17 protein-coding genes are annotated in these 16,880 nt (G+C 64.2%); 3 read left to right on the forward strand and 14 right to left on the reverse strand.

Features of this window, described 5'->3' with window-relative positions:
* Positions 1-2 precede the first annotated feature (2 nt).
* From NBH21_RS17860 to NBH21_RS17885, 5 genes are all read right to left on the reverse strand, one after another.
* A complete protein-coding gene (locus tag NBH21_RS17860) occupies positions 3-740 on the reverse strand; it encodes an MBL fold metallo-hydrolase (RefSeq protein ID WP_250911850.1) in 738 nt (245 codons plus the stop codon).
* Positions 741-758: 18 nt separating this feature from the next.
* The gene (locus NBH21_RS26275; RefSeq protein ID WP_348637414.1) at positions 759-1,838 is read right to left on the reverse strand and encodes an ABC transporter ATP-binding protein; all 1,080 of its coding nucleotides are present in this window, start codon (positions 1,836-1,838) and stop codon (positions 759-761) included.
* Complete coding sequence (locus NBH21_RS17875) at positions 1,835-2,623, reverse strand: ABC transporter permease (RefSeq protein ID WP_250911849.1); 789 nt, start codon at positions 2,621-2,623, stop codon at positions 1,835-1,837. Before NBH21_RS17875 ends, NBH21_RS26275 begins: the two co-directional genes overlap by 4 nt.
* 2 nt (positions 2,624-2,625) lie before the next feature.
* Positions 2,626-3,489, reverse strand: coding sequence for an ABC transporter permease (locus NBH21_RS17880; protein WP_250911848.1), 864 nt, complete (start codon positions 3,487-3,489; stop codon positions 2,626-2,628).
* Between the two features lie 249 nt (positions 3,490-3,738).
* On the reverse strand, positions 3,739-4,812 hold the full coding sequence (locus NBH21_RS17885; RefSeq protein WP_425340442.1) for an ABC transporter substrate-binding protein: 1,074 nt from the start codon (positions 4,810-4,812) through the stop codon (positions 3,739-3,741).
* Between the two features lie 142 nt (positions 4,813-4,954).
* Between NBH21_RS17885 and NBH21_RS17890 the strand changes: the two genes are divergently transcribed.
* From NBH21_RS17890 to NBH21_RS17900, 3 genes are all read left to right on the forward strand, one after another.
* The gene (locus tag NBH21_RS17890; RefSeq protein ID WP_250911847.1) at positions 4,955-5,581 is read left to right on the forward strand and encodes a TetR/AcrR family transcriptional regulator; all 627 of its coding nucleotides are present in this window, start codon (positions 4,955-4,957) and stop codon (positions 5,579-5,581) included.
* Positions 5,582-5,625: 44 nt separating this feature from the next.
* Positions 5,626-6,021, forward strand: a complete 396-nt coding sequence (locus tag NBH21_RS17895; protein ID WP_250911846.1) for a YybH family protein — start codon at positions 5,626-5,628, stop codon at positions 6,019-6,021.
* 80 nt (positions 6,022-6,101) lie between these two features.
* Positions 6,102-6,500, forward strand: a complete 399-nt coding sequence (locus tag NBH21_RS17900) for a low affinity iron permease family protein (protein ID WP_250911845.1) — start codon at positions 6,102-6,104, stop codon at positions 6,498-6,500.
* Positions 6,501-6,590: 90 nt separating this feature from the next.
* Here NBH21_RS17900 and NBH21_RS17905 read toward each other — a convergent pair whose 3' ends face one another.
* From NBH21_RS17905 to NBH21_RS17945, 9 genes are all read right to left on the reverse strand, one after another.
* Complete coding sequence (locus NBH21_RS17905; RefSeq protein WP_250911844.1) at positions 6,591-7,829, reverse strand: amidohydrolase family protein; 1,239 nt, start codon at positions 7,827-7,829, stop codon at positions 6,591-6,593.
* Positions 7,830-7,859: 30 nt separating this feature from the next.
* A complete protein-coding gene (locus tag NBH21_RS17910; protein ID WP_250911843.1) occupies positions 7,860-9,428 on the reverse strand; it encodes a gamma-glutamyltransferase family protein in 1,569 nt (522 codons plus the stop codon).
* 20 nt (positions 9,429-9,448) lie between these two features.
* A complete protein-coding gene (locus tag NBH21_RS17915) occupies positions 9,449-10,642 on the reverse strand; it encodes an amidohydrolase family protein (RefSeq protein ID WP_250911842.1) in 1,194 nt (397 codons plus the stop codon).
* Positions 10,643-10,764: 122 nt separating this feature from the next.
* Complete coding sequence (gene atzF / locus NBH21_RS17920; protein ID WP_250911841.1) at positions 10,765-12,591, reverse strand: allophanate hydrolase; 1,827 nt, start codon at positions 12,589-12,591, stop codon at positions 10,765-10,767.
* Positions 12,592-12,595: 4 nt separating this feature from the next.
* Entirely contained in the window at positions 12,596-13,249 is a 654-nt protein-coding gene (locus NBH21_RS17925; RefSeq protein ID WP_250911840.1) for a cysteine hydrolase family protein, read from the reverse strand.
* A complete protein-coding gene (locus NBH21_RS17930; RefSeq protein ID WP_280924827.1) occupies positions 13,242-13,940 on the reverse strand; it encodes a cysteine hydrolase family protein in 699 nt (232 codons plus the stop codon). Before NBH21_RS17930 ends, NBH21_RS17925 begins: the two co-directional genes overlap by 8 nt.
* 11 nt (positions 13,941-13,951) lie before the next feature.
* On the reverse strand, positions 13,952-15,100 hold the full coding sequence (locus NBH21_RS17935) for an ABC transporter ATP-binding protein (RefSeq protein WP_250911838.1): 1,149 nt from the start codon (positions 15,098-15,100) through the stop codon (positions 13,952-13,954).
* Positions 15,101-15,110: 10 nt separating this feature from the next.
* Positions 15,111-15,932, reverse strand: a complete 822-nt coding sequence (locus NBH21_RS17940; protein ID WP_250911837.1) for a carbohydrate ABC transporter permease — start codon at positions 15,930-15,932, stop codon at positions 15,111-15,113.
* Between the two features lie 4 nt (positions 15,933-15,936).
* Positions 15,937-16,836 (reverse strand): carbohydrate ABC transporter permease, encoded by a 900-nt coding sequence (locus NBH21_RS17945; protein WP_250911921.1) that lies wholly within the window; start codon positions 16,834-16,836, stop codon positions 15,937-15,939.
* Positions 16,837-16,880 lie beyond the last annotated feature (44 nt).

Consider the following 16,880-nt stretch of genomic DNA (forward strand, 5'->3'; position numbering starts at 1 on the left):
CGTCAGGTCGTCTTTTGCTTCTCATTCAGCCAGCCGGTGATGAGGTCCCGGTAGCGTTCGCCGCTGAAGCTTGGAAAATGGCCGCCATGCACCAGCCGCACCGGAAGCGTCAGCAGGCGCTCCATCGAGGCGAGGTAATCGGCGGCGTTGGAATGGTAGGTGTCCTCGATCAGCGGACCGTCATAGAGGATATCGCCGGAAAACAGGATTTCCGTCGCCTTCTCGTAGAGCGCGATGCCGCCTGGAGAATGCCCCGGTGTGTGGATCACCTCGAAGTGCCGGTCGCCGAGATCGATGACGTCGCCATCCTCCAGAATGCGGGTCGCCGGCGCCCGCTTCACCGCATAGCATTTCGAGCAATAGGGTTCCGGCGGCAGCGCGTCGAAGATCTCGTCGGTGACGTAAGGGTCGGCCAGCGTGTTCTCGCGCGTCGGATCAGCCAGAAGATCGGCCTCGGCCGAATGCACGGCGCGGCACTCGAATTCGTGATGGCAGCCGATATGGTCGAAATGGGTGTGGCTCGCCACCGCGATCAGTTCGCGCTCCGTCACCAGCGGCACCCATTCCCTCAGCGACACCACGCCCATGCCGCTATCCACCAGCATGTCGCGTTCTCGCCCGCGCACATGCCAGATGTTGCAGCGATAGAATTCCTGGATATGGGGTTCGGAAATAAAGGTCACGTCGTCGTCGAGACGGCGGACGCTGTACCAGTCCTGCGGGCGCATGCGCGGCTTCATTGCGGGCTCCTTGAAGGCTCAGACGAGCGCGACGATGGTATCGGCGGGAACCGCAAGTTCAAGGAGGTCACCGGCCTGCGGCTTTGCCGTCTGCGGAAGATGGGCGGTGATCGCCACACCCGAGGGACGTTCCGGCTGCAGATGGCAGCGCAGATGCGCGCCGAAGAAGGCGCTGTCGACGATCCGGGCGCTGCCGAGCGAAATCGCGGCTCCGCCCTCGCCGCCGGTGCGGAAATGCTCTGGCCTTATGCAAAGCGTCGCCTTGCCGCCTTCGGAAGGCTGTCCCGCCGTAAAGGCCGTGGCCGGCAGAACGGCCTGGCCGAGCGCCGTTTCCACCCGCACCTCGCCGCCGGAAATGCCGTCGATCCTAGCGTCGAGGAAATTCGCTTCGCCCATGAAGCCCGCAGCAAACAGCGAGCGCGGCCGCATGTAGATGTCGGAGGGCGCGCCGACATCCTCGATGCGGCCGTGGTTCATCACCACGATCCGGTCGGCGATGGCCATCGCCTCTTCCTGGTCGTGGGTGACATGGATGAAGGTGGTGCCGACGCGCTTCTGGATCGCCTTCAGCTCGTCCTGCATCTGCCGGCGCAGCTTGAGGTCCAGCGCGCCGAGCGGTTCGTCGAGCAACAGCACGTCCGGATCGACGGCGAGTGCGCGGGCGAGCGCCACGCGCTGCCGCTGGCCGCCGGAAAGCTCATGCGGTTTCTTTGCGGCGGATGCCTTGAGGCCGACGAGATCGAGAAGGGCAAGCGCCCTGTCGTCCCGCTCTGCCTTCCCCATGCCGCGCATGCGCAGGCCGAAGCCGACATTGTCGGAAAGCCTCATATGCGGGAAAAGCGCGTAATCCTGAAACATGGTCGTCGTCGGGCGCTTCGCCGGTGCGACATGGGTCATGTCCCGTCCGCCGATCGCTATCGTTCCCGAGGTCGGCTCGAGAAAGCCGCCGAGGATGGAAAGCAGGGTCGTCTTGCCACAGCCGGACGGGCCGAGCAGCACGATGAACTCGCCGGCGGCGATATCGAGCGAGACGTCATCAAGCGCGCGGAACGAGCCGAAGACTTTCGTGGCGTTTCTGATCGAGACGTCGGCGGTCATTTGGATTTCCCGGATTTTCTGAAGACGGCGATTTCCATGACGATCAGGAACACCACGGAGATGAGGAAGACGACGCTGCCGATGGCATTGGTCTTGGGATCGAGGCCGGAGCGCAGCATGCTCCAGATCTCGACCGGCAGCGTCACGTTGAAGCGAGACAGCAGGAAGGCGACGATGAACTCGTCCCAGCTGAAGGTGACCGACAGGAAGAAGGCGGCGAGGATCGAGGGCGCCAGCATCGGCGCGGTGACGAGCGCCATGACCTGCCAGTCCCTGGCCCCGAGATCGCGCGCGGCCCGCTCGATATTGACCTGATGCCCGCCCATCGAGGCATAGATGATGGCAAAGCACAGCGGCAGGTTGATGACGACATGGCCGATGCCGACCGTCCACAGCGACAGCGTGACGTTGAGCCGCGAAAACAGCGAGAGCAGGCCAAGACCGATGATCAGGGTGCTGACCGTCATCGGCGCGACGATCAGCGCGCGCTGCAGGGCCGATGCCGGCAGGGTGTAGCGGGCAAAGGCATAGGCCGCGAGGAAGCCGAGCACGCAGGCGACCGCCGAGGAGGCGAGCGCCACGACCAGCGAATGCGCGAGCGCCGACATCAGCTTGGCGTCGGCGAAGATCTCGCCATACCAGCGCAGCGTCAGTCCGTGCAGCGGTGGCACCGGCAGCGTGCCGTCCTGGAAGGAGAAGAGCACAAGGACCGCGACCGGCAGGAAGATGAAGACATAGAGCGCGCTGGCATAGAGGGCGGAAAGCGCCGTGTTGAGGTGCCGCATGGTCAGGTCCTCTCCATCTTCAGCCAGCGTGCGCAGGCGAGATAGGCGATCGTCACCACCACCATCAGCACCAGCGAAAGGGCGGCCGCCATCGGGAAATCGGCGCGGCGTCCAAGCTGCAGCATGATGACCTGCGGCAGCACCAGTTCGTTGTTGCCGCCGAGGATCTGCGGCGTGATGTAGTCGCCGATGCACAGCACGAAGGTGAGGAAGGCGCCGACCATGATGCCGGGCAGCGTCAGCGGCAGGATGACATGCCAGAAGGTCTGGAAGCCGTTCGCCCCGAGATCGGCCGCCGCCCGGCGGTAGTTCGGCGAGAGCTGCACGAGATTGGCGTAGATCGTCAGCGTCAGCAGCATGACGAAGAAATGCACGAAGCCGATGACGGTGCCGACGCGGTTGGCCGAAAGCTGCAGCGGTTCGGCAATCAGGCCGGTCCACATCAGCGCCTGATTGACCACGCCACCGCCGGAAAGCACCAGCAGCCACGAATAGGAGCGCACCACATAGGAGGTCCAGAACGGCAGGATCGCCATGATCAGCGCAAACCGCTGCCAGCGGCGCGGCACGCGCTCGGCGATGATCCAGGCCAGAGGATAGGCGAGCAGGATCGAGATGACGGTGACGATGGCCGTCACCTCCAGCGAGTTGAACAGGGCTTTCAGGAGATGCGGCTTGCCGAGGAAGGCGGCGTAGTTGTCGAGCGTCCAGCTCGCCACGATCTCGCGGCCCTCGCGCTTCCAGAAGCTGATCGCGGCCATGTAGAGGAAGGGAACGAGGAAGAAGGCGATGGTGAAGATTAGCGCCGGCAGCGCGAAGCCCCAGGCCTTTCGCCGTTCCGCCCGTTCAAGCGGCGTGGTCGTCATGGCGTCGCTTCTCCCTTGACGTTCAGGATCTGCCGGAAGGTGGGAAACCCGGCTTCCAGGATAACCATGTGTGGCTCGCATTTCTCCTCCGCGAGAAGGAGGAATGAACCCGTCCGCACGCACGTTACCCCGGATGGAATGAGAGCCCGCCGCTCGTTTCTCCCCCCTTGTGGGGGAGATGCCGGCAGGCAGAGGGGGACTTTGAAGCCCGGGTACCGCGAACAGGCGCCGAACCCGGGCCGGTTCGTCTTAATGCTGCAGCATTTCCGTCCAGGCGTCCTGCATGGCGGCATCGAGATCCGCGTCGACGACCGGATAGAGCTGGGTGTTCTTCAGGTATTCCGGCTGCTTGTCCCAGCGCAGCGCGGTCTTCTGCTGGTCGTTGAGCTGTTCTCCTGCCTTGGAATTGGCCGGCATGCCCCAGTAGCAGGAGGAGGTCGCGAGCTTCGACTGGCCCTCGGGGCTCAGGATATACTGCACGAACTTTACCGCGAGATCCTGCTTGGCGGAATCCTTGAACACGCCGATCGACTGCGCCCAGCGCAGCGCGCCCTGCTTCGGCACGGTCCAGTCGAGGTTCGGCTTTTCCGTGGTGAGACCCGCGGTCACCCATTCGCCGCCGCCGAGGATGATATCGACTTCACCGCTGACGAGCGCGGTCTGCGAGGCGACGACGTCGCTCACCTGACGGGCGACCTTCTTCATCTCGAACAGCTTTTCCTTGATCGCCGGCAGGTCGTCGGCGGTGAGGTCGGCGGTTTTCTTGCCGATGGCAAGCCCGGTGAGGCCGATCATCGGCAGGTAATAATCGTAGAGCGCGATGCGACCCTTGTACTTGTCGGACCAGAAGATCGACAGGTCTTCCATATCCTTCGGATCGACCTTGGTCTTGTCGTAGGAAATCGTGTTGTAGCCGAACTTCTCGGTGACGGCGTAGATCTTGCCGTCCTTCGTGTTGTTGGCTTCCATGCGCACTTCGGGGAAGATGTCGGCGGTCGGCAGCTTGTCGGCGGGCAGTTCGGCCAGAATGCCCATGTCCACGGCGCGCGGCACGTCGACGCCATCGATCACGAAGACGTCCCAGTCGCCGGGGCGCGACTGCTCGACGATGGAAAGGCCGGCTCCCGTGCCCTCGTATTCCTTGAGATTGACCTTGACGTTGTTGGCCTTTTCGAAGGGCTCGATCAGCGCCGGATCGGTATGGTCGCACCAGACGAGCGCGTTGAGCTCTTCCTGGGCGGAAGCGCTGGCGGTGAAAGCGCAGATGGCGGCGGTCGCGAGAAGCATGCGGCGGGATAGCCCGCCCAGTACGGTCTTTTCCATATTGTTTCCCTCTTGTCGAAGACCCCCGTCGAGCCCTCGCGTTGATCGTTTTGGCACTCGTTTCGGCGCCTTGAGAAAAAGATTGAATGAATTCATTTTTTAAGTCAATCTCAATTTTGAGGAGATTCAAACGGAGCTGACCATGGCCGGATTGCGCGCACGACAGAAAGCCGACAGGAACCGCCGCATCCTGGAATCGGCCACCACCCTGTTTCGCGAACAGGGCTATGACGCCGCCCGTATCGAGGACATCGCCGAGATGGCGGAGGTCTCCGTCGGCACGCTCTACAACTACTATCAGAACAAGGGCGACATCCTCGTCGCCACCGTTTCCATGGAAGTGACCGAGGTGCTGGAGGCGGGCGAAAGCATTGTCGCCAACCCGCCGCTCAACGTCGAGGAGGCGCTGCGCGCGCTGATCGAACAGTATTACGATCACTCGCTGGTCTATCTCAGCAAGGAGATGTGGCGCACCGCCATGGCCTATTCGATCCAGCAGCCGGAAACGCCGCTGTCGAAGCGCTATACCGAGCTTGACCAGTGTCTCTGCGCGCAGGTGGTCGAGCTGATCGAAGGGCTCCAGCGCCGCGGCGTGGTGATCGCAGGTGTCGATGCCCGCGCCGTCGGCGAGGTCTTTTTCAACAACCTCAACATGATGTTCATCGAGTTCTGCAAGGTCGAGGCCATGCCGCTCGAGGAGCTGAAGGCGCGCGTGGCCGCGCAGCATCGCCCGGTGGCGGCGTTGATCAGCAGCGTCAAGCCCGCCTGAAAGTCCAATTGGGCCAACACGACAATCCCCTGGAAAGCACAGACATGACCGATACCCGGACCGCCGTTCTCGCCGCAGCTGAAGCCCTTGTCGACGCCTTCGGCCGCCACGATACCCGCGCCTATTTCGAAGCCTTTTCGCCGGAGGCGACCTTCATCTTCTACAATCTCGACCGTACGCTTTCGAGCCGCGCCGAATACGAGGCGGAATGGGCGCTGTGGGAAACGCGCGACGGTTTTGCGGTGCGCGCCTGCCGCTCGACCAACCGCAATGTCCAGCTCTTCGGCGATGTCGCAGTCTTCACCCACTCCGTCGAAACCGACCTCGAAGTGGGCGGCGAGGCCGTGACCAACAACGAGCGCGAGACCATCGTCTTCGCCCGCCAGCCCGACGGCCGCTGGCTCGCCGTCCACGAGCATCTCTCGGCCCTTCCGGCCTGAGGAAAGAGACGGACACGCCTGCCCGGACCTTTCCGCCTCGCTGCACGTTCATCCGCAATCCCGGATGCGGAGGCGCGACGATGTCAAAGACAGCAGGCAACCATCATTTCTTCGAAACCTTTGCCAGTGCGGTTGCTGGATGGACGGGCAAGCCAGCTGCTTTCGTGGCGGCTTTTGCCGTGATCGTCGTGTGGGCGGTCAGCGGCCCCATCTTCGATTACTCCGAGACATGGCAACTCATCGTCAATACCGCCACGACCATCGTGACCTTCCTGATGGTATTCGTTCTCCAGAACTCCCAGAACCGCGATGTGCAGGCGCTGCAGGCGAAACTTGACGAGCTCATCCTCACCAGTCAGGCGGAGAATTCCTTTGTCGGGATAGAAAAACTCGACGAGCAGGAACTCAAGCGACTGATCGATCGCCTCGAAGAACAGGCCAGGACGCTGAGGGAGAGAGTGGGCGCCGCTCGTTCCTGAAGAGCGCGACCCGGCGGAGAATGGCCGGAACCTCGTCCGGTTCAGGTCGGCATCGGCGGTGAGATCCCTGGGATGCGCGCAGCCTGTCGCTCAAGCTCTCCCGGCGGGCCGGAAGATCTGCGGCAGGCCGTTCCAGAAGCTTTGCCGCCCTCTTTTCCAGCCGCCGATAACCCTTGCCACCTCGCGCACGGCATCGGCCGGACCGGCGCAATCGATGAGCACGACGGTCGCCTCCCCTCCGACGACAAGGCCGTGTGGCTTGCCCATCAGCTTTGCGGCGGACGCCGAGACCATGGAGAAGACCAGCGCCATGTCGTCGCCGCGCGAGAGCTGGGCGACATTGGCGTAGAGGTTCGCCATCCTGACCAGCGAGGCGTCGCCATAGGGCGTGAACGGGTTCAGCACGTTGTTGGTGGCAATCGAGGTGACGACGCCGCATTCGGCGATGAGATGCGCCGGCGCGACGCCGCGCGGCACCAGCGCTTCATAAGCGCGGCCGTTGAGGAAGAGATCGGTGGCGGGCAGCACGGTGAGTGCAATCCCGGCTTCGGAGAGACGCGCGGCAATCGCCTTGACCGCCTCCGCCGGAAGCGCCGAGAGATTGGTGACATGGCCGACCGAGACCCGCCCGCCCCAGCCGTGCCGCATCGTTTCCTCGATCACGGCGGGAAGATTGGTGTTTTCGGGATTGAGGTCGAAATCCAGATGGAAATCGACGGCGACGTCATGTTTCAGGGCAAGCTCGAAGATCAGTTCCACATGCCGGCGCGGATCGGGATCGGTATAGGGGCAGCCGCCCACGAGGTCCGCCCCTTCCGACAGCGCCCTGTCCAGCATGGCAAGCGTCTCAGGCTCCTGCGTCAGCCCTTCCTGCGCGAAGGCGCAGATCTCGATGTCGATGGCAAAGACATAATCCGCCTTCACCCTGAGGATCGCCTCGAAGGAACGGAAGCCGGCGCGCGGATCGATCTCGACGAAGGTGCGAAGCCGCGTCGTGCCGCTTGCAATCGCTTTTTCTACCACGCCCGAGGCGCGGGCATAGACATCCTCCACCTCGAAGCCCTTCTTGGCGCGGGCCGTCTCCCGGACAGCTTCGGCAAGCGTGCCCTCGCAGATGGTGCAGCGGCCGAGAATGCCGGCCTTGTCGAGATGGATATGGCTCTCGGCGAAGCCGCTGAAGGCAAACGCTCCCTTCGCGTCCGTCTCCGTCACGGCCTCGCAGCGGAAGGCCGGCTCGATGGCCGCGATCACGCCGTCCTTGACGGCGATATCCACCGGCTCACCGTTCGGCTCCGTCAGCGCATTGCGTATCACCAGATCGAACAGCATGCCGCCTTTTCCCTTGCAGAACCCGTTTGGTTAGAGCGCGATGGCCCCGCCATCGCTGCGCGGATCGTGCGCGCCATGCATGGTGCCGTCATCATCGATGCGGATCACGCCCGCCTGCCCGCCCAGCGGACTGAGCGCGCCGATGGGCGAGACGGTGTGGCCGAGCGCCTGAAGGGCTGTAAATACCGCCTCTCCGGCGTTTTCCTCCAGCTTGAGGCTGTCGCGGCTGTCGGAGAATGTCTTGCCGAGCAGGAAGCGCGGCCGTGCCAGCGCCTCGGCCGGGTCGAGACCGTGGTCGATCAGCAGGCTGAGCAGAAGGCTGAGCGTCTGTGGCTGGCCGTCCGCACCCTGCGTGCCATAGACGAGATGCGGCCGGCCGTCTTTCAGCGCGAGACCGGGATTGAGCGTGTAGAAAGGCCGCTTTCCCGGTGCGAGACGGTTGGGGCTTTGCGGATCGAGACTGAAGGCCGCCCCCCGGTTCTGCCAGAGAATGCCGGTATCGCCGGCGACGACCCCGCTTCCCCAGTCGAAATAGATGGACTGCAGAACGCAGGCCGAGCGCCCCTCGGCGTCGACGGCTGCAAGGAAGGAGGTGTCGCCGTGACGGTAGACATGCGGCCAGTCCATCGCCCTGTCGGGATCGATGGCCGAGGCCTTTGCCGCGAGACGGGCGGGATCAAGCATCGCCGCCATTGGGCCTATATCGCCGAAATCGGGATCGCCGAGCCGGTGGCGGTCGAGGAAGGCCTGTTTCACCGCCTCGACAAGATAGTGATAGTAACCGGCGCTCGCCGGGTCCTTGTCGGGCATCGGGTGATGACCGAGCACGCCCATGATGCCGAGCGTGGTGGTCCCTTGCGTCGGCGGCGGCGGAGCAAAGAGCGTCACGCCCCGGTAATCGAGGCTGGCCGGCTCCGCGAAACGGGCCTGTGTCGCCGCGAGATCCGAAGATGTCAGCGGTGAACCGGCTTCCGCCAGTCCGCGGGCGATGCGGGTGGCGAGTTCGCCCTCGTAGAAGGTTCTTGCACCCTCGCGGGCTATGGCCTCGAGCGTGCGGGCAAGCTCAGGCTGCCGCTGGATGCCCTCGCCGGTGAAGAGCGAGGCAAAACCCGGCCACACCTCCCTTTCGCCGGCGCGGAAGTCGAACCAGAAGCGCTGCGAGGGGCTGACTTCGAAACCCTCATGGGCAAGGGCGATTGCCGGTTCGAGCAGGCGGGCAAGCGTTTCGCGGCCGCCCCACTGGCTGGAGGAGAGGTCGAGGAGGCGTTGCCAGCTGTCAACCAGACAGGCGGTGGTGAGCGTCGAGCCGGGACCGCGCACGGGTATCTCGGGAATGTCGGCGGTTCCAGCCGCTTCGGCCACCTGGCCGATGCCGAGCAGGCAGGAAACCTTGCCCGAGGCATCGCCGATCATCCACACGGCATCGCCGCCGAGGCCGCAGAAATGCGGATAGAGCACGGAAAGGGCAGCACCCGCCGCAATCACCGCCTCGATGGCATTGCCGCCGCGCTTCAGCACCTCCGCGCCGGCCTCGCTCGCCTGCCAGTGCGGCGCGACCACCATGCCCTTGCGGCTGGTTGCGATGCTCCTGTCCGTCATCTCGCCGCCGGCAGGCTCCATCAGCGCAGGACCTTGCCGTTTTCGGCGACGAGGCGTCCGGCCTTGAACACCCGGCGGCTTTTCGGCACGGCGACGACGGCCTGCGGTACATGTTCGGCGTCGAGCGTGGTGAAATCCGCCTTCGCGCCCGGTTCGATGCCGTAGCCTTCGAGCCTCAGCGCCTTCGCGCCCCCCGATGTCACGACATCGAAGGCGAGCGCCAGTTCGGCATCGGTGTAGAAGCCGGAGCGGTAGCCGATGATTTCGGCGCGGCGCAGCATGTCGCCGTCACCATAGGGCCACCAGGAATCGCGGATGTTGTCGCTGCCGGAAAACACGGTCACGCCCTCGCTGGCGAGAAGTGCTACCGGCGGAAAATTGTTGGCTCCCGGCGCATTGGTCATGATCGCCACGCCACTTTTGGCAATCAGACCGGCGATCTTGCGGGCGGCATCGGAGGCGAGATCGCCGAGGCCATAGGCGTGGCTTACCGCCACATGGCCCTGCATGCCGAGTGCCGTGGTGCGCGCGCAGATTTCCTCGATGGTGAAGGCGCCGAGCGTGCCGGCGTCGTGCAGGTGGATATCGACATCGACACCGTGCTTTTCCGCGACGCCGAACACGACATCGAGATGGCCGGTGACATCGCGGTCGAAGCTACCCGGATCCAGCCCGCCGACGAGATCCGCGCCGAGTGCCATGGCCTCATCGAGCAGCGCCGGCGTGCCGGGGCTTTTCAGGATGCCGCTCTGCGGGAAGGCGACGAGCTGGATGTCGATGATCCCGAGATATTCCTCGCGCACGGCCAGAATGGTTTCCAGCGATTTCAGTCCGACCGAACCATCGACCATCACATGGCTGCGCATGGCGAGCGAGCCGTTGGCGATGCAGAGATCGAGCTGGTTGCGGGCGCGTGTCGCCATCGGCGCGGCGTTCGCCATGTTCTCGGCCTGAAACGTCACGCGCTCATGCACGTCGAAGCCGTTGGTGCAGGGGCGATGCGGTATCCACTTGTCGCCGTAGAAGCTGGTGTCAAGGTGGATATGCCCTTCGACGAAGCCTGGCACGAGGAGCGCGCCGGCGATATCCACCGTGGACCCGGTGATGACAGCCGTTCCCGCGGTTTCGATGGCGGCGATGCGGCCGTCCGCGACGGCGATATCGACAAGGCGGCCATCCGCCAGCCTGGCATTGGTGAAAACGGTGTCGGTCACAGTCGCTCGCCCTTTCTCATGCGCTCCGTCGAAATCCGGTGCGGGTGTGCATTGCATCATCCCTGCAAGATATAGCGGACCCGGCGAACGTGCCGCCAGATCGTTTTTCGCGCTTCCCGGTTTCAGGCCGCACTCTGGCGATAGGCCCGCCATCCGCCATAAGCGGTGATATCCGGCTGGCCGGCGATAGCGCTGCTTTCGCAGAGGAAACCGGTGACCTCAGAACCGTCCGCCAGCGTCAGCTTGCCGACGCCGAGCGGGGCGGGAATGCGGCCGATGAAATCGCCGAAGCCGGCAACCGGCAGTGCCCAGATCTCGACGGCCACAGGCGCGCCGCCTTCGGCGCGGATCAGGCCCGGCTTTGCCGGCACGGTGCCGTTCAGCGCATAGAGCCTGTAGTCACCGCTGGTGGTGGTGGAGCGGCGGAAGAAACCGCCGCGCTCGGTGAGTTCGTGGTTGAGCGGCATGCCGGTGAGATGGGCGCCGACCACGGCGATCTCCCGGTAGCCTTCCGGCAGCGGCTGTTCGGTCGCGTCCGGATAGGGATTGTCGAACTTGGCGAGCTTGAGGCCTGTTGCCCGGTGGAAGGCGGCGGCGATACCGGCTGCTCGGGCTTCCTCGAAACCGGGGGCGAGGAAGGTGACGCCGAGCGGCAGGCCGTCCTTGCGGAAGCCGTTGGGCACGGCGATGCCGCAAAGACCCATCAGGTTGACGAAGTTGGTGTAGATGCCGAGCCTGCTGTTCAGCTCGATCGGGTTTTCGGCGATCTCTTCCTTGGTGTAGATGGTCGGCGTTGTGGGCACCATCAGAACGGCGATGTCGTCCCATACGGCGCGAGTATCGCGCTTCAGTTCCGCGATGCGGTGGATTGCCGCGAAAGTATCGATGGCGCTGAAATTGCCGGATTTCGAGAGGATCTGCCGGGTGACCGGATGGATCGCATCCCGGTATTTTTCCAGCACGCTGTCGAGGCTGAGCGCGCGCTCGGAAATCCACGGGCCGTCATAGAGAATGCGCTGGGTTTCCTCGAAGGGAGTGAAATCCACCTCGACCTTCTCGCCGCCCATCGCGATGAGCCGCTCGACGGCCTCGTTGAACAGACGCTCGGCCTCGGCATCGCCGAAGAAGCGCAGGGCATCGCCTGCCGGCACGCCGAAACGGAATGTCTGTGCCGGCGCGATGGGAACCAGCGGCACGTCGTCGGCTTCCGGCTTCGAGAACGGGTAGGACGGATCGTAGCCGGCCATCAGGTCGAGCACCTTCATGCCATCCTCGACGGTGAGCGAAAATACCGACAGCGTCTCGATGGTCTTCACGCAGCCGCCGCCGGAGACGCAGGCATTGCTGACGAGGCCGGGCGTCGGCTTGATGCCGACGATGTTGTTGAAGCCGGCCGGAACGCGGCCGGAACCGGCGGCATCGTTGGCGATGGAAAAGCTCGACAGGCCGGCGGCGACCGAAACGCCCGAACCGGAGGAGGAGCCGCCGGAGATGTAACGCTCGTCGAACACCGAGGAGCAGGCGCCGTAAGGCGAGCGCATGCCGACGAGGCCGATGCCGAACTGGTCCATGTTGGTCTTGCCGATCAGAAGCGCGCCGGCGGAAAACAGCCGGTCGAGCGCCTGTCCGCTGGAGGTGGCGACATAGGCGCCTTCCTTCAGCGCATTGGTGGTCGGCAGTCCCACGATATCGTTGCAGTCCTTGACCGAGAAGGGAATGCCCCAGAGCGGCCGGCCGTCATGGCCTTCGGCCTCCAGTTCGGCCGCTGCCTTCAGCGCGGTTTCGCGCGGCACGAGATAGATCCAGACATGGTCGTCGCCGCGCGCTTCGATGCGGTCGTAGATGGCGCTGACGACGCGGGTCGGCGTGAGCGAGCCGCTGGCATAGGCATTGCCGAGCGTGGTGAGATCGAGACTGCCTGTGGCGTCGGACCAGATGAATTCTGACATGATGCTACTCCTGCGATGTCTTGAGAGCCGCCAGAACGTCGGCGGTGGCGGCAACGGCGCCGAAAAGGCCGTTGCCGAAGGTCGTGATGCGCAATTGCGCGGTGTGGCGCGGGTCGGACGTGCCCTTGCAGGCATCCGCGACCGCAATGCATTCGAAACCCATGTCGTTGGCGGCCCGCTGGGTGGCATGTACGATGCCTTCAGTCGGAAGGCCTGTGACGATGAGGTTGCGTACGCCGCGCCGGAGAAGCTCGTCCTCAAGTCCGGTGCGAATGAAGGCGTTGTCGCCGCCGAAATCGACGAGGATGGCATCCCCGGGAAGCGCCAGCCGGTCGCTGATCTGCCATTCGGGGGAATGCTTGTCGGGTACGCGATCGCCAAGCAGGCGGCGGCGCGCCGCAAGCGGGTCCTGCGCGCCATCGATACCCCGGCCAGCACCCCGGCGGGCGGCGACCACGGCAATGCCTGCGGAGTTCGCCGCATCGAGCAGTGATGCGGCGGCCTCTAGTTCCGCCCCGGCGGAAAGCTCCGCGATCATGCCGTTCTGGAGACCGAGCAGCAGGAGGGCGGTGTCGGAGGCCGACCATTGGCCGTCGAAGGGCCATGCATAGGGATTGGCGGCGATGGAGCCGAAGGACTTTACATCGCGCTCAGTCATCGGCCTTCTCTCCATGTGTCCCATCGAGCATCGCTCTGAACGCGGCGCGATCGGAGACGCCGCCCCAGCGGCCGCCGAAGGATTTAAGGATCTCGATGGTCGCCTCATGATTGGGAGTCTCGACGGCGGCGGTGCAGTCTTCGAGCAGCACGCATTCGATGCCGTATTCGAAACCGTCGCGCAGGGTGGACTGCACGCAGCAATCCGAGGTGACGCCGGTGACGACGAGGCGGGTGATGCCGCGCTTTTCCAGCGCGTCCGCCAGTTCCGTGCGGTGGAAGGAGGATTTGCCCGGCTTGTCGATGATGATTTCGCCTGCGGCCGGCTCGAGTTCCGGAATGATCTGCCAGCCCGGTTCGCCCTGCACGAGGATGCGGCCGTTCTTGCCCATGTCGCCGATGCCGAGGCCATGGACGCGGGTGCGCCACTGCTTGTTGGCATGAAGATCCGAGAGATCCGGCTTGTGGCCCTCGCGGGTGTGGATGATGGTGATGCCGGCTTTCCGGGCCGCTTCCAGCGCGTCGCGGATCGGTTCGATGACGGAGCGGGTGTTGGAGACGTCTTCGCCGAGCTGGTCGACCCAGCCGCCGGGCGCGCAGAAATCCACCTGCATGTCGATGATGATGAGCGCGATCCCAGCCTTCGACACGGGACCGCCGAGCGGCCAGAAACTGCTGGTTTCAAGCCCCATTGCAGGCGCGCTCACAGGGTTAAACCCGTTTCCGCGTCGAAGACGAGGATGGCGTTGGGATCGATCGTGAAGGTGACGGTCTCGTCGCGGGAGACACGGTGGCTGCCGTCGATGCTCGCCTTCAGCTTCGGCGAGGATTTCATCACGTCGCGGTCGTCCTCGGTCATGTCGGCATGGCCCATGGAAATCTCGCCTGAATCGAGATGCAGCAGCAGGTCGGCGCCGAGATCTTCCACGAACAGCACCTTGGCCGAAAGCGTGCCCGGTCCTGTCGGGCCGGCCGTCACCTTGAAGGCCTCGGGGCGGATGCCGGCAATGACCTTGCCGCCGATGCGGGGCGAAAGCCTGTCGGCGGAGGCCGGCAGCGGCAGCAGGAAGGGGTCGATGCGAAGCGCCGGCGCGCCTTCATGGGCGACGAGGATCGCTTCCATGAAATTGATCGGCGGCGAACCGATGAAGCTTGCGACGAACATGTTGACCGGGCTGTCATAGAGCCTGCGGGGGCTGTCGAGCTGCTGCAGCGTTCCCTTGTTCATCACCGCGACGCGATGGCCCATGGTCATCGCCTCCACCTGGTCGTGGGTCACGTAGACGGTGGTGACGGCGCGCATGCGCTGGAGCCGCGAGATTTCCGCGCGCATCTGGCCGCGCAGACGGGCATCGAGGTTGGAAAGCGGCTCGTCCATCAGGAAGGCGTTGGGCGAGCGCACCAGCGCGCGGCCCATGGCGACGCGCTGGCGCTGGCCGCCGGAAAGGCGCGCGGGCTTGCGATCGAGGAATTCGGTGAGTTCCAGAAGGGCGGCCGTCTCGCGCACCTTGGTCGCGACATCCTCGGATTTCGCACCGCGGACCTTCAGCCCGAAGGCGATGTTCTCGCCGACCGTCAGATGCGGATAAAGCGCATAGGACTGGAACACCATGGCGATATCGCGGTCGCGAGGGGCGAGATCGTTGGCGACGGTGTCGTTGATCTTCAGCGTGCCGCCGGTGATCTCCTCGAGCCCCGCGATCATGCGCAGCGCCGTGGTCTTGCCGCAGCCGGAGGGACCGACAAGCACCATGAACTCGCCGTCCTTGATCGTGAGGTTCAGGTCCGTCAGCGCGGCGGACTTGCCGCCCGCATAGGTCTTGGACACGTTCTGAAACGAAATCTGGGCCATGTCGGAAATCCTACTGTACGCCGTTTGTCGCGCCCTGGACGAAGTAGCGGTTCATGAACAGCGCCATCAGGACAATCGGGATCGTTGAGAAATGGGCGAGCGCGCCGAGCGTGCCCCAGGTGATGTCCTTGGTGCCGTAGGCGGTGAGCAGCGCCACCGAGATCGGCTTGGAATCGAGCGTGGTCAGGAACATCGGGTGAAGGAAGTCGTTCCACGAGAACATCATGCAGAACAGCGCGCAGGCGATCATGCCGGAACGGGTGGCGGGAACCGCGACCTTGAGAAAGGCCCCCATCTGCGTGCAGCCATCGGTCAGCGCCGCCTCCTCCATGTCGGGAGGCAGCGACTTGAAATAGGAAAACATCATCCACGTCACGAAGGCGCAGTTGAGCATGGTGTTGAAGACGATGACCGCCCACCAGCTGCCGAGCAGGCCGATATCGCGCATCAGCAGATAGAAGGGGATGAGCGCCGCAATCGCCGGGATCATGCGGATCGCCAGGAAGAAATAGGCAAAGCCCGCCGCATAACGCGACTTGGCCCGCGCCAGCGCATAACCGGCCGGAACGCCGAGCAGCAGCGACAGGACGGTCGTTCCGATGCTGATGATGAGCGAGGAGCGCACCAGCGATACCACGTCGAAGGCGGCGAACGCCTTGCGGAACTGGTCGAGCGTCGGCTCGAAGAACAGCGTCGGCGGCACGGAGAAGATCTGGTTCGACGGCTTGTAGGCGGTTGCGATCAGCCAGCACACCGGCAGCAGGAACAGCACGGTAATAGCGAGAACGGCGGCGCGCTCGACGATGATGCGGCGTTTGGTGACCATGGCCATCGCGTTACTTCCCGTTGATCCGGACATCGGCGCGGCGCACCACCAGCATCAGCACCGTCGCCATCAGCGCGATGAACAGCAGGGTGACATTGCCGACGGCCGATGCATAGCCGACATTGAAGAATTGCAGACCCTCCTTGACGCCCAGCATCATCAGCGTGTTCGTCGCATCGTCGGGGCCGCCGCCGGTGGTGACGAAGATGGTGTCGAAAACGCGGAAGGCATCCATGCTTCTGAGCGTCAGCGCCAGAAACACCGAAGGCAGCATCAGCGGCAGGATCAGCATGCGGAAGCGCTGCCATGCGGTGGCGCCATCCACCCTGCCCGCCTCCAGCACGTCATTCGGCAGGGCTTTCAGGCCGGCGAGCAGGATGAGGGCCATCAGCGGCGTCCATTCCCAGCAGTCGATGAGGATCAGCATCCAGAGTGCCGTGTCGCCGCTGGTCATCAGGCCGCTGCGCGGGCCGATGCCGGCTTCGGAGAGGAAATAGCCGATCAGGCCGTAATCCGCGCCGAGCAACGCCTTGAAGATCAGGCCGACCACCAGCGGGGTGATGGTTGCGGGGATCAGCAGGAAGGCAAGGACGATGCGGTTGAAGCGGCTGTCGCGCCACAGGAGAAGGGCGAGGCCGAAGCCGAAGACCAGCTGCAGCCCGACGCTGAAGATGGTGAACTGGAAGGTGTTGAGGATGGCCTTCTGGGTCGAGGGATCCGAGAATATGTCGATGTAGTTCTGGAAGCCGACGAACTTGGTGCGGGCTGGCCGCAGCAGATTGTAGCGGTAGAAACTGTACCAGATGCCCTGCCCGAGCGGCCACAGCCCGATGGCCGCGACATAGAGGACGGCAGGGGCTGCCATGAAGAACAGGAAAAACCTGCGACGGTCTGAGAAGCTGTAACGCACAGGTCCAACGCGCTCCACTCTAAATCCGGTTCGCCGTCAGGAAA

This window comes from Ciceribacter sichuanensis (assembly GCF_024055605.1).
In the GTDB taxonomy this organism is placed as follows: Bacteria; Pseudomonadota; Alphaproteobacteria; order Rhizobiales; family Rhizobiaceae; genus Allorhizobium; species Allorhizobium sichuanense.

Excerpts from the sequence above, each read along its gene's own strand:
- NBH21_RS17935 (WP_250911838.1), bottom strand. The coding sequence starts at position 15,100 with ATGGCCCAGATTTCGTTTCAGAACGTGTCCAAGACCTATGCGGGCGGC.
- NBH21_RS17885 (WP_425340442.1), bottom strand. The coding sequence starts at position 4,812 with ATGGAAAAGACCGTACTGGGCGGGCTATCCCGCCGCATGCTTCTCGCG.
- NBH21_RS17900 (WP_250911845.1), top strand. The coding sequence starts at position 6,102 with ATGTCAAAGACAGCAGGCAACCATCATTTCTTCGAAACCTTTGCCAGT.
- NBH21_RS17860 (WP_250911850.1), bottom strand. The coding sequence starts at position 740 with ATGAAGCCGCGCATGCGCCCGCAGGACTGGTACAGCGTCCGCCGTCTC.
- NBH21_RS26275 (WP_348637414.1), bottom strand. The coding sequence starts at position 1,838 with ATGACCGCCGACGTCTCGATCAGAAACGCCACGAAAGTCTTCGGCTCG.
- NBH21_RS17875 (WP_250911849.1), bottom strand. The coding sequence starts at position 2,623 with ATGCGGCACCTCAACACGGCGCTTTCCGCCCTCTATGCCAGCGCGCTC.
- NBH21_RS17910 (WP_250911843.1), bottom strand. The coding sequence starts at position 9,428 with ATGACGGACAGGAGCATCGCAACCAGCCGCAAGGGCATGGTGGTCGCG.
- NBH21_RS17905 (WP_250911844.1), bottom strand. The coding sequence starts at position 7,829 with ATGCTGTTCGATCTGGTGATACGCAATGCGCTGACGGAGCCGAACGGT.
- NBH21_RS17880 (WP_250911848.1), bottom strand. The coding sequence starts at position 3,489 with ATGACGACCACGCCGCTTGAACGGGCGGAACGGCGAAAGGCCTGGGGC.
- NBH21_RS17895 (WP_250911846.1), top strand. The coding sequence starts at position 5,626 with ATGACCGATACCCGGACCGCCGTTCTCGCCGCAGCTGAAGCCCTTGTC.
- NBH21_RS17940 (WP_250911837.1), bottom strand. The coding sequence starts at position 15,932 with ATGGCCATGGTCACCAAACGCCGCATCATCGTCGAGCGCGCCGCCGTT.
- NBH21_RS17930 (WP_280924827.1), bottom strand. The coding sequence starts at position 13,940 with ATGGGGCTTGAAACCAGCAGTTTCTGGCCGCTCGGCGGTCCCGTGTCG.
- NBH21_RS17890 (WP_250911847.1), top strand. The coding sequence starts at position 4,955 with ATGGCCGGATTGCGCGCACGACAGAAAGCCGACAGGAACCGCCGCATC.
- NBH21_RS17925 (WP_250911840.1), bottom strand. The coding sequence starts at position 13,249 with ATGACTGAGCGCGATGTAAAGTCCTTCGGCTCCATCGCCGCCAATCCC.
- atzF (WP_250911841.1), bottom strand. The coding sequence starts at position 12,591 with ATGTCAGAATTCATCTGGTCCGACGCCACAGGCAGTCTCGATCTCACC.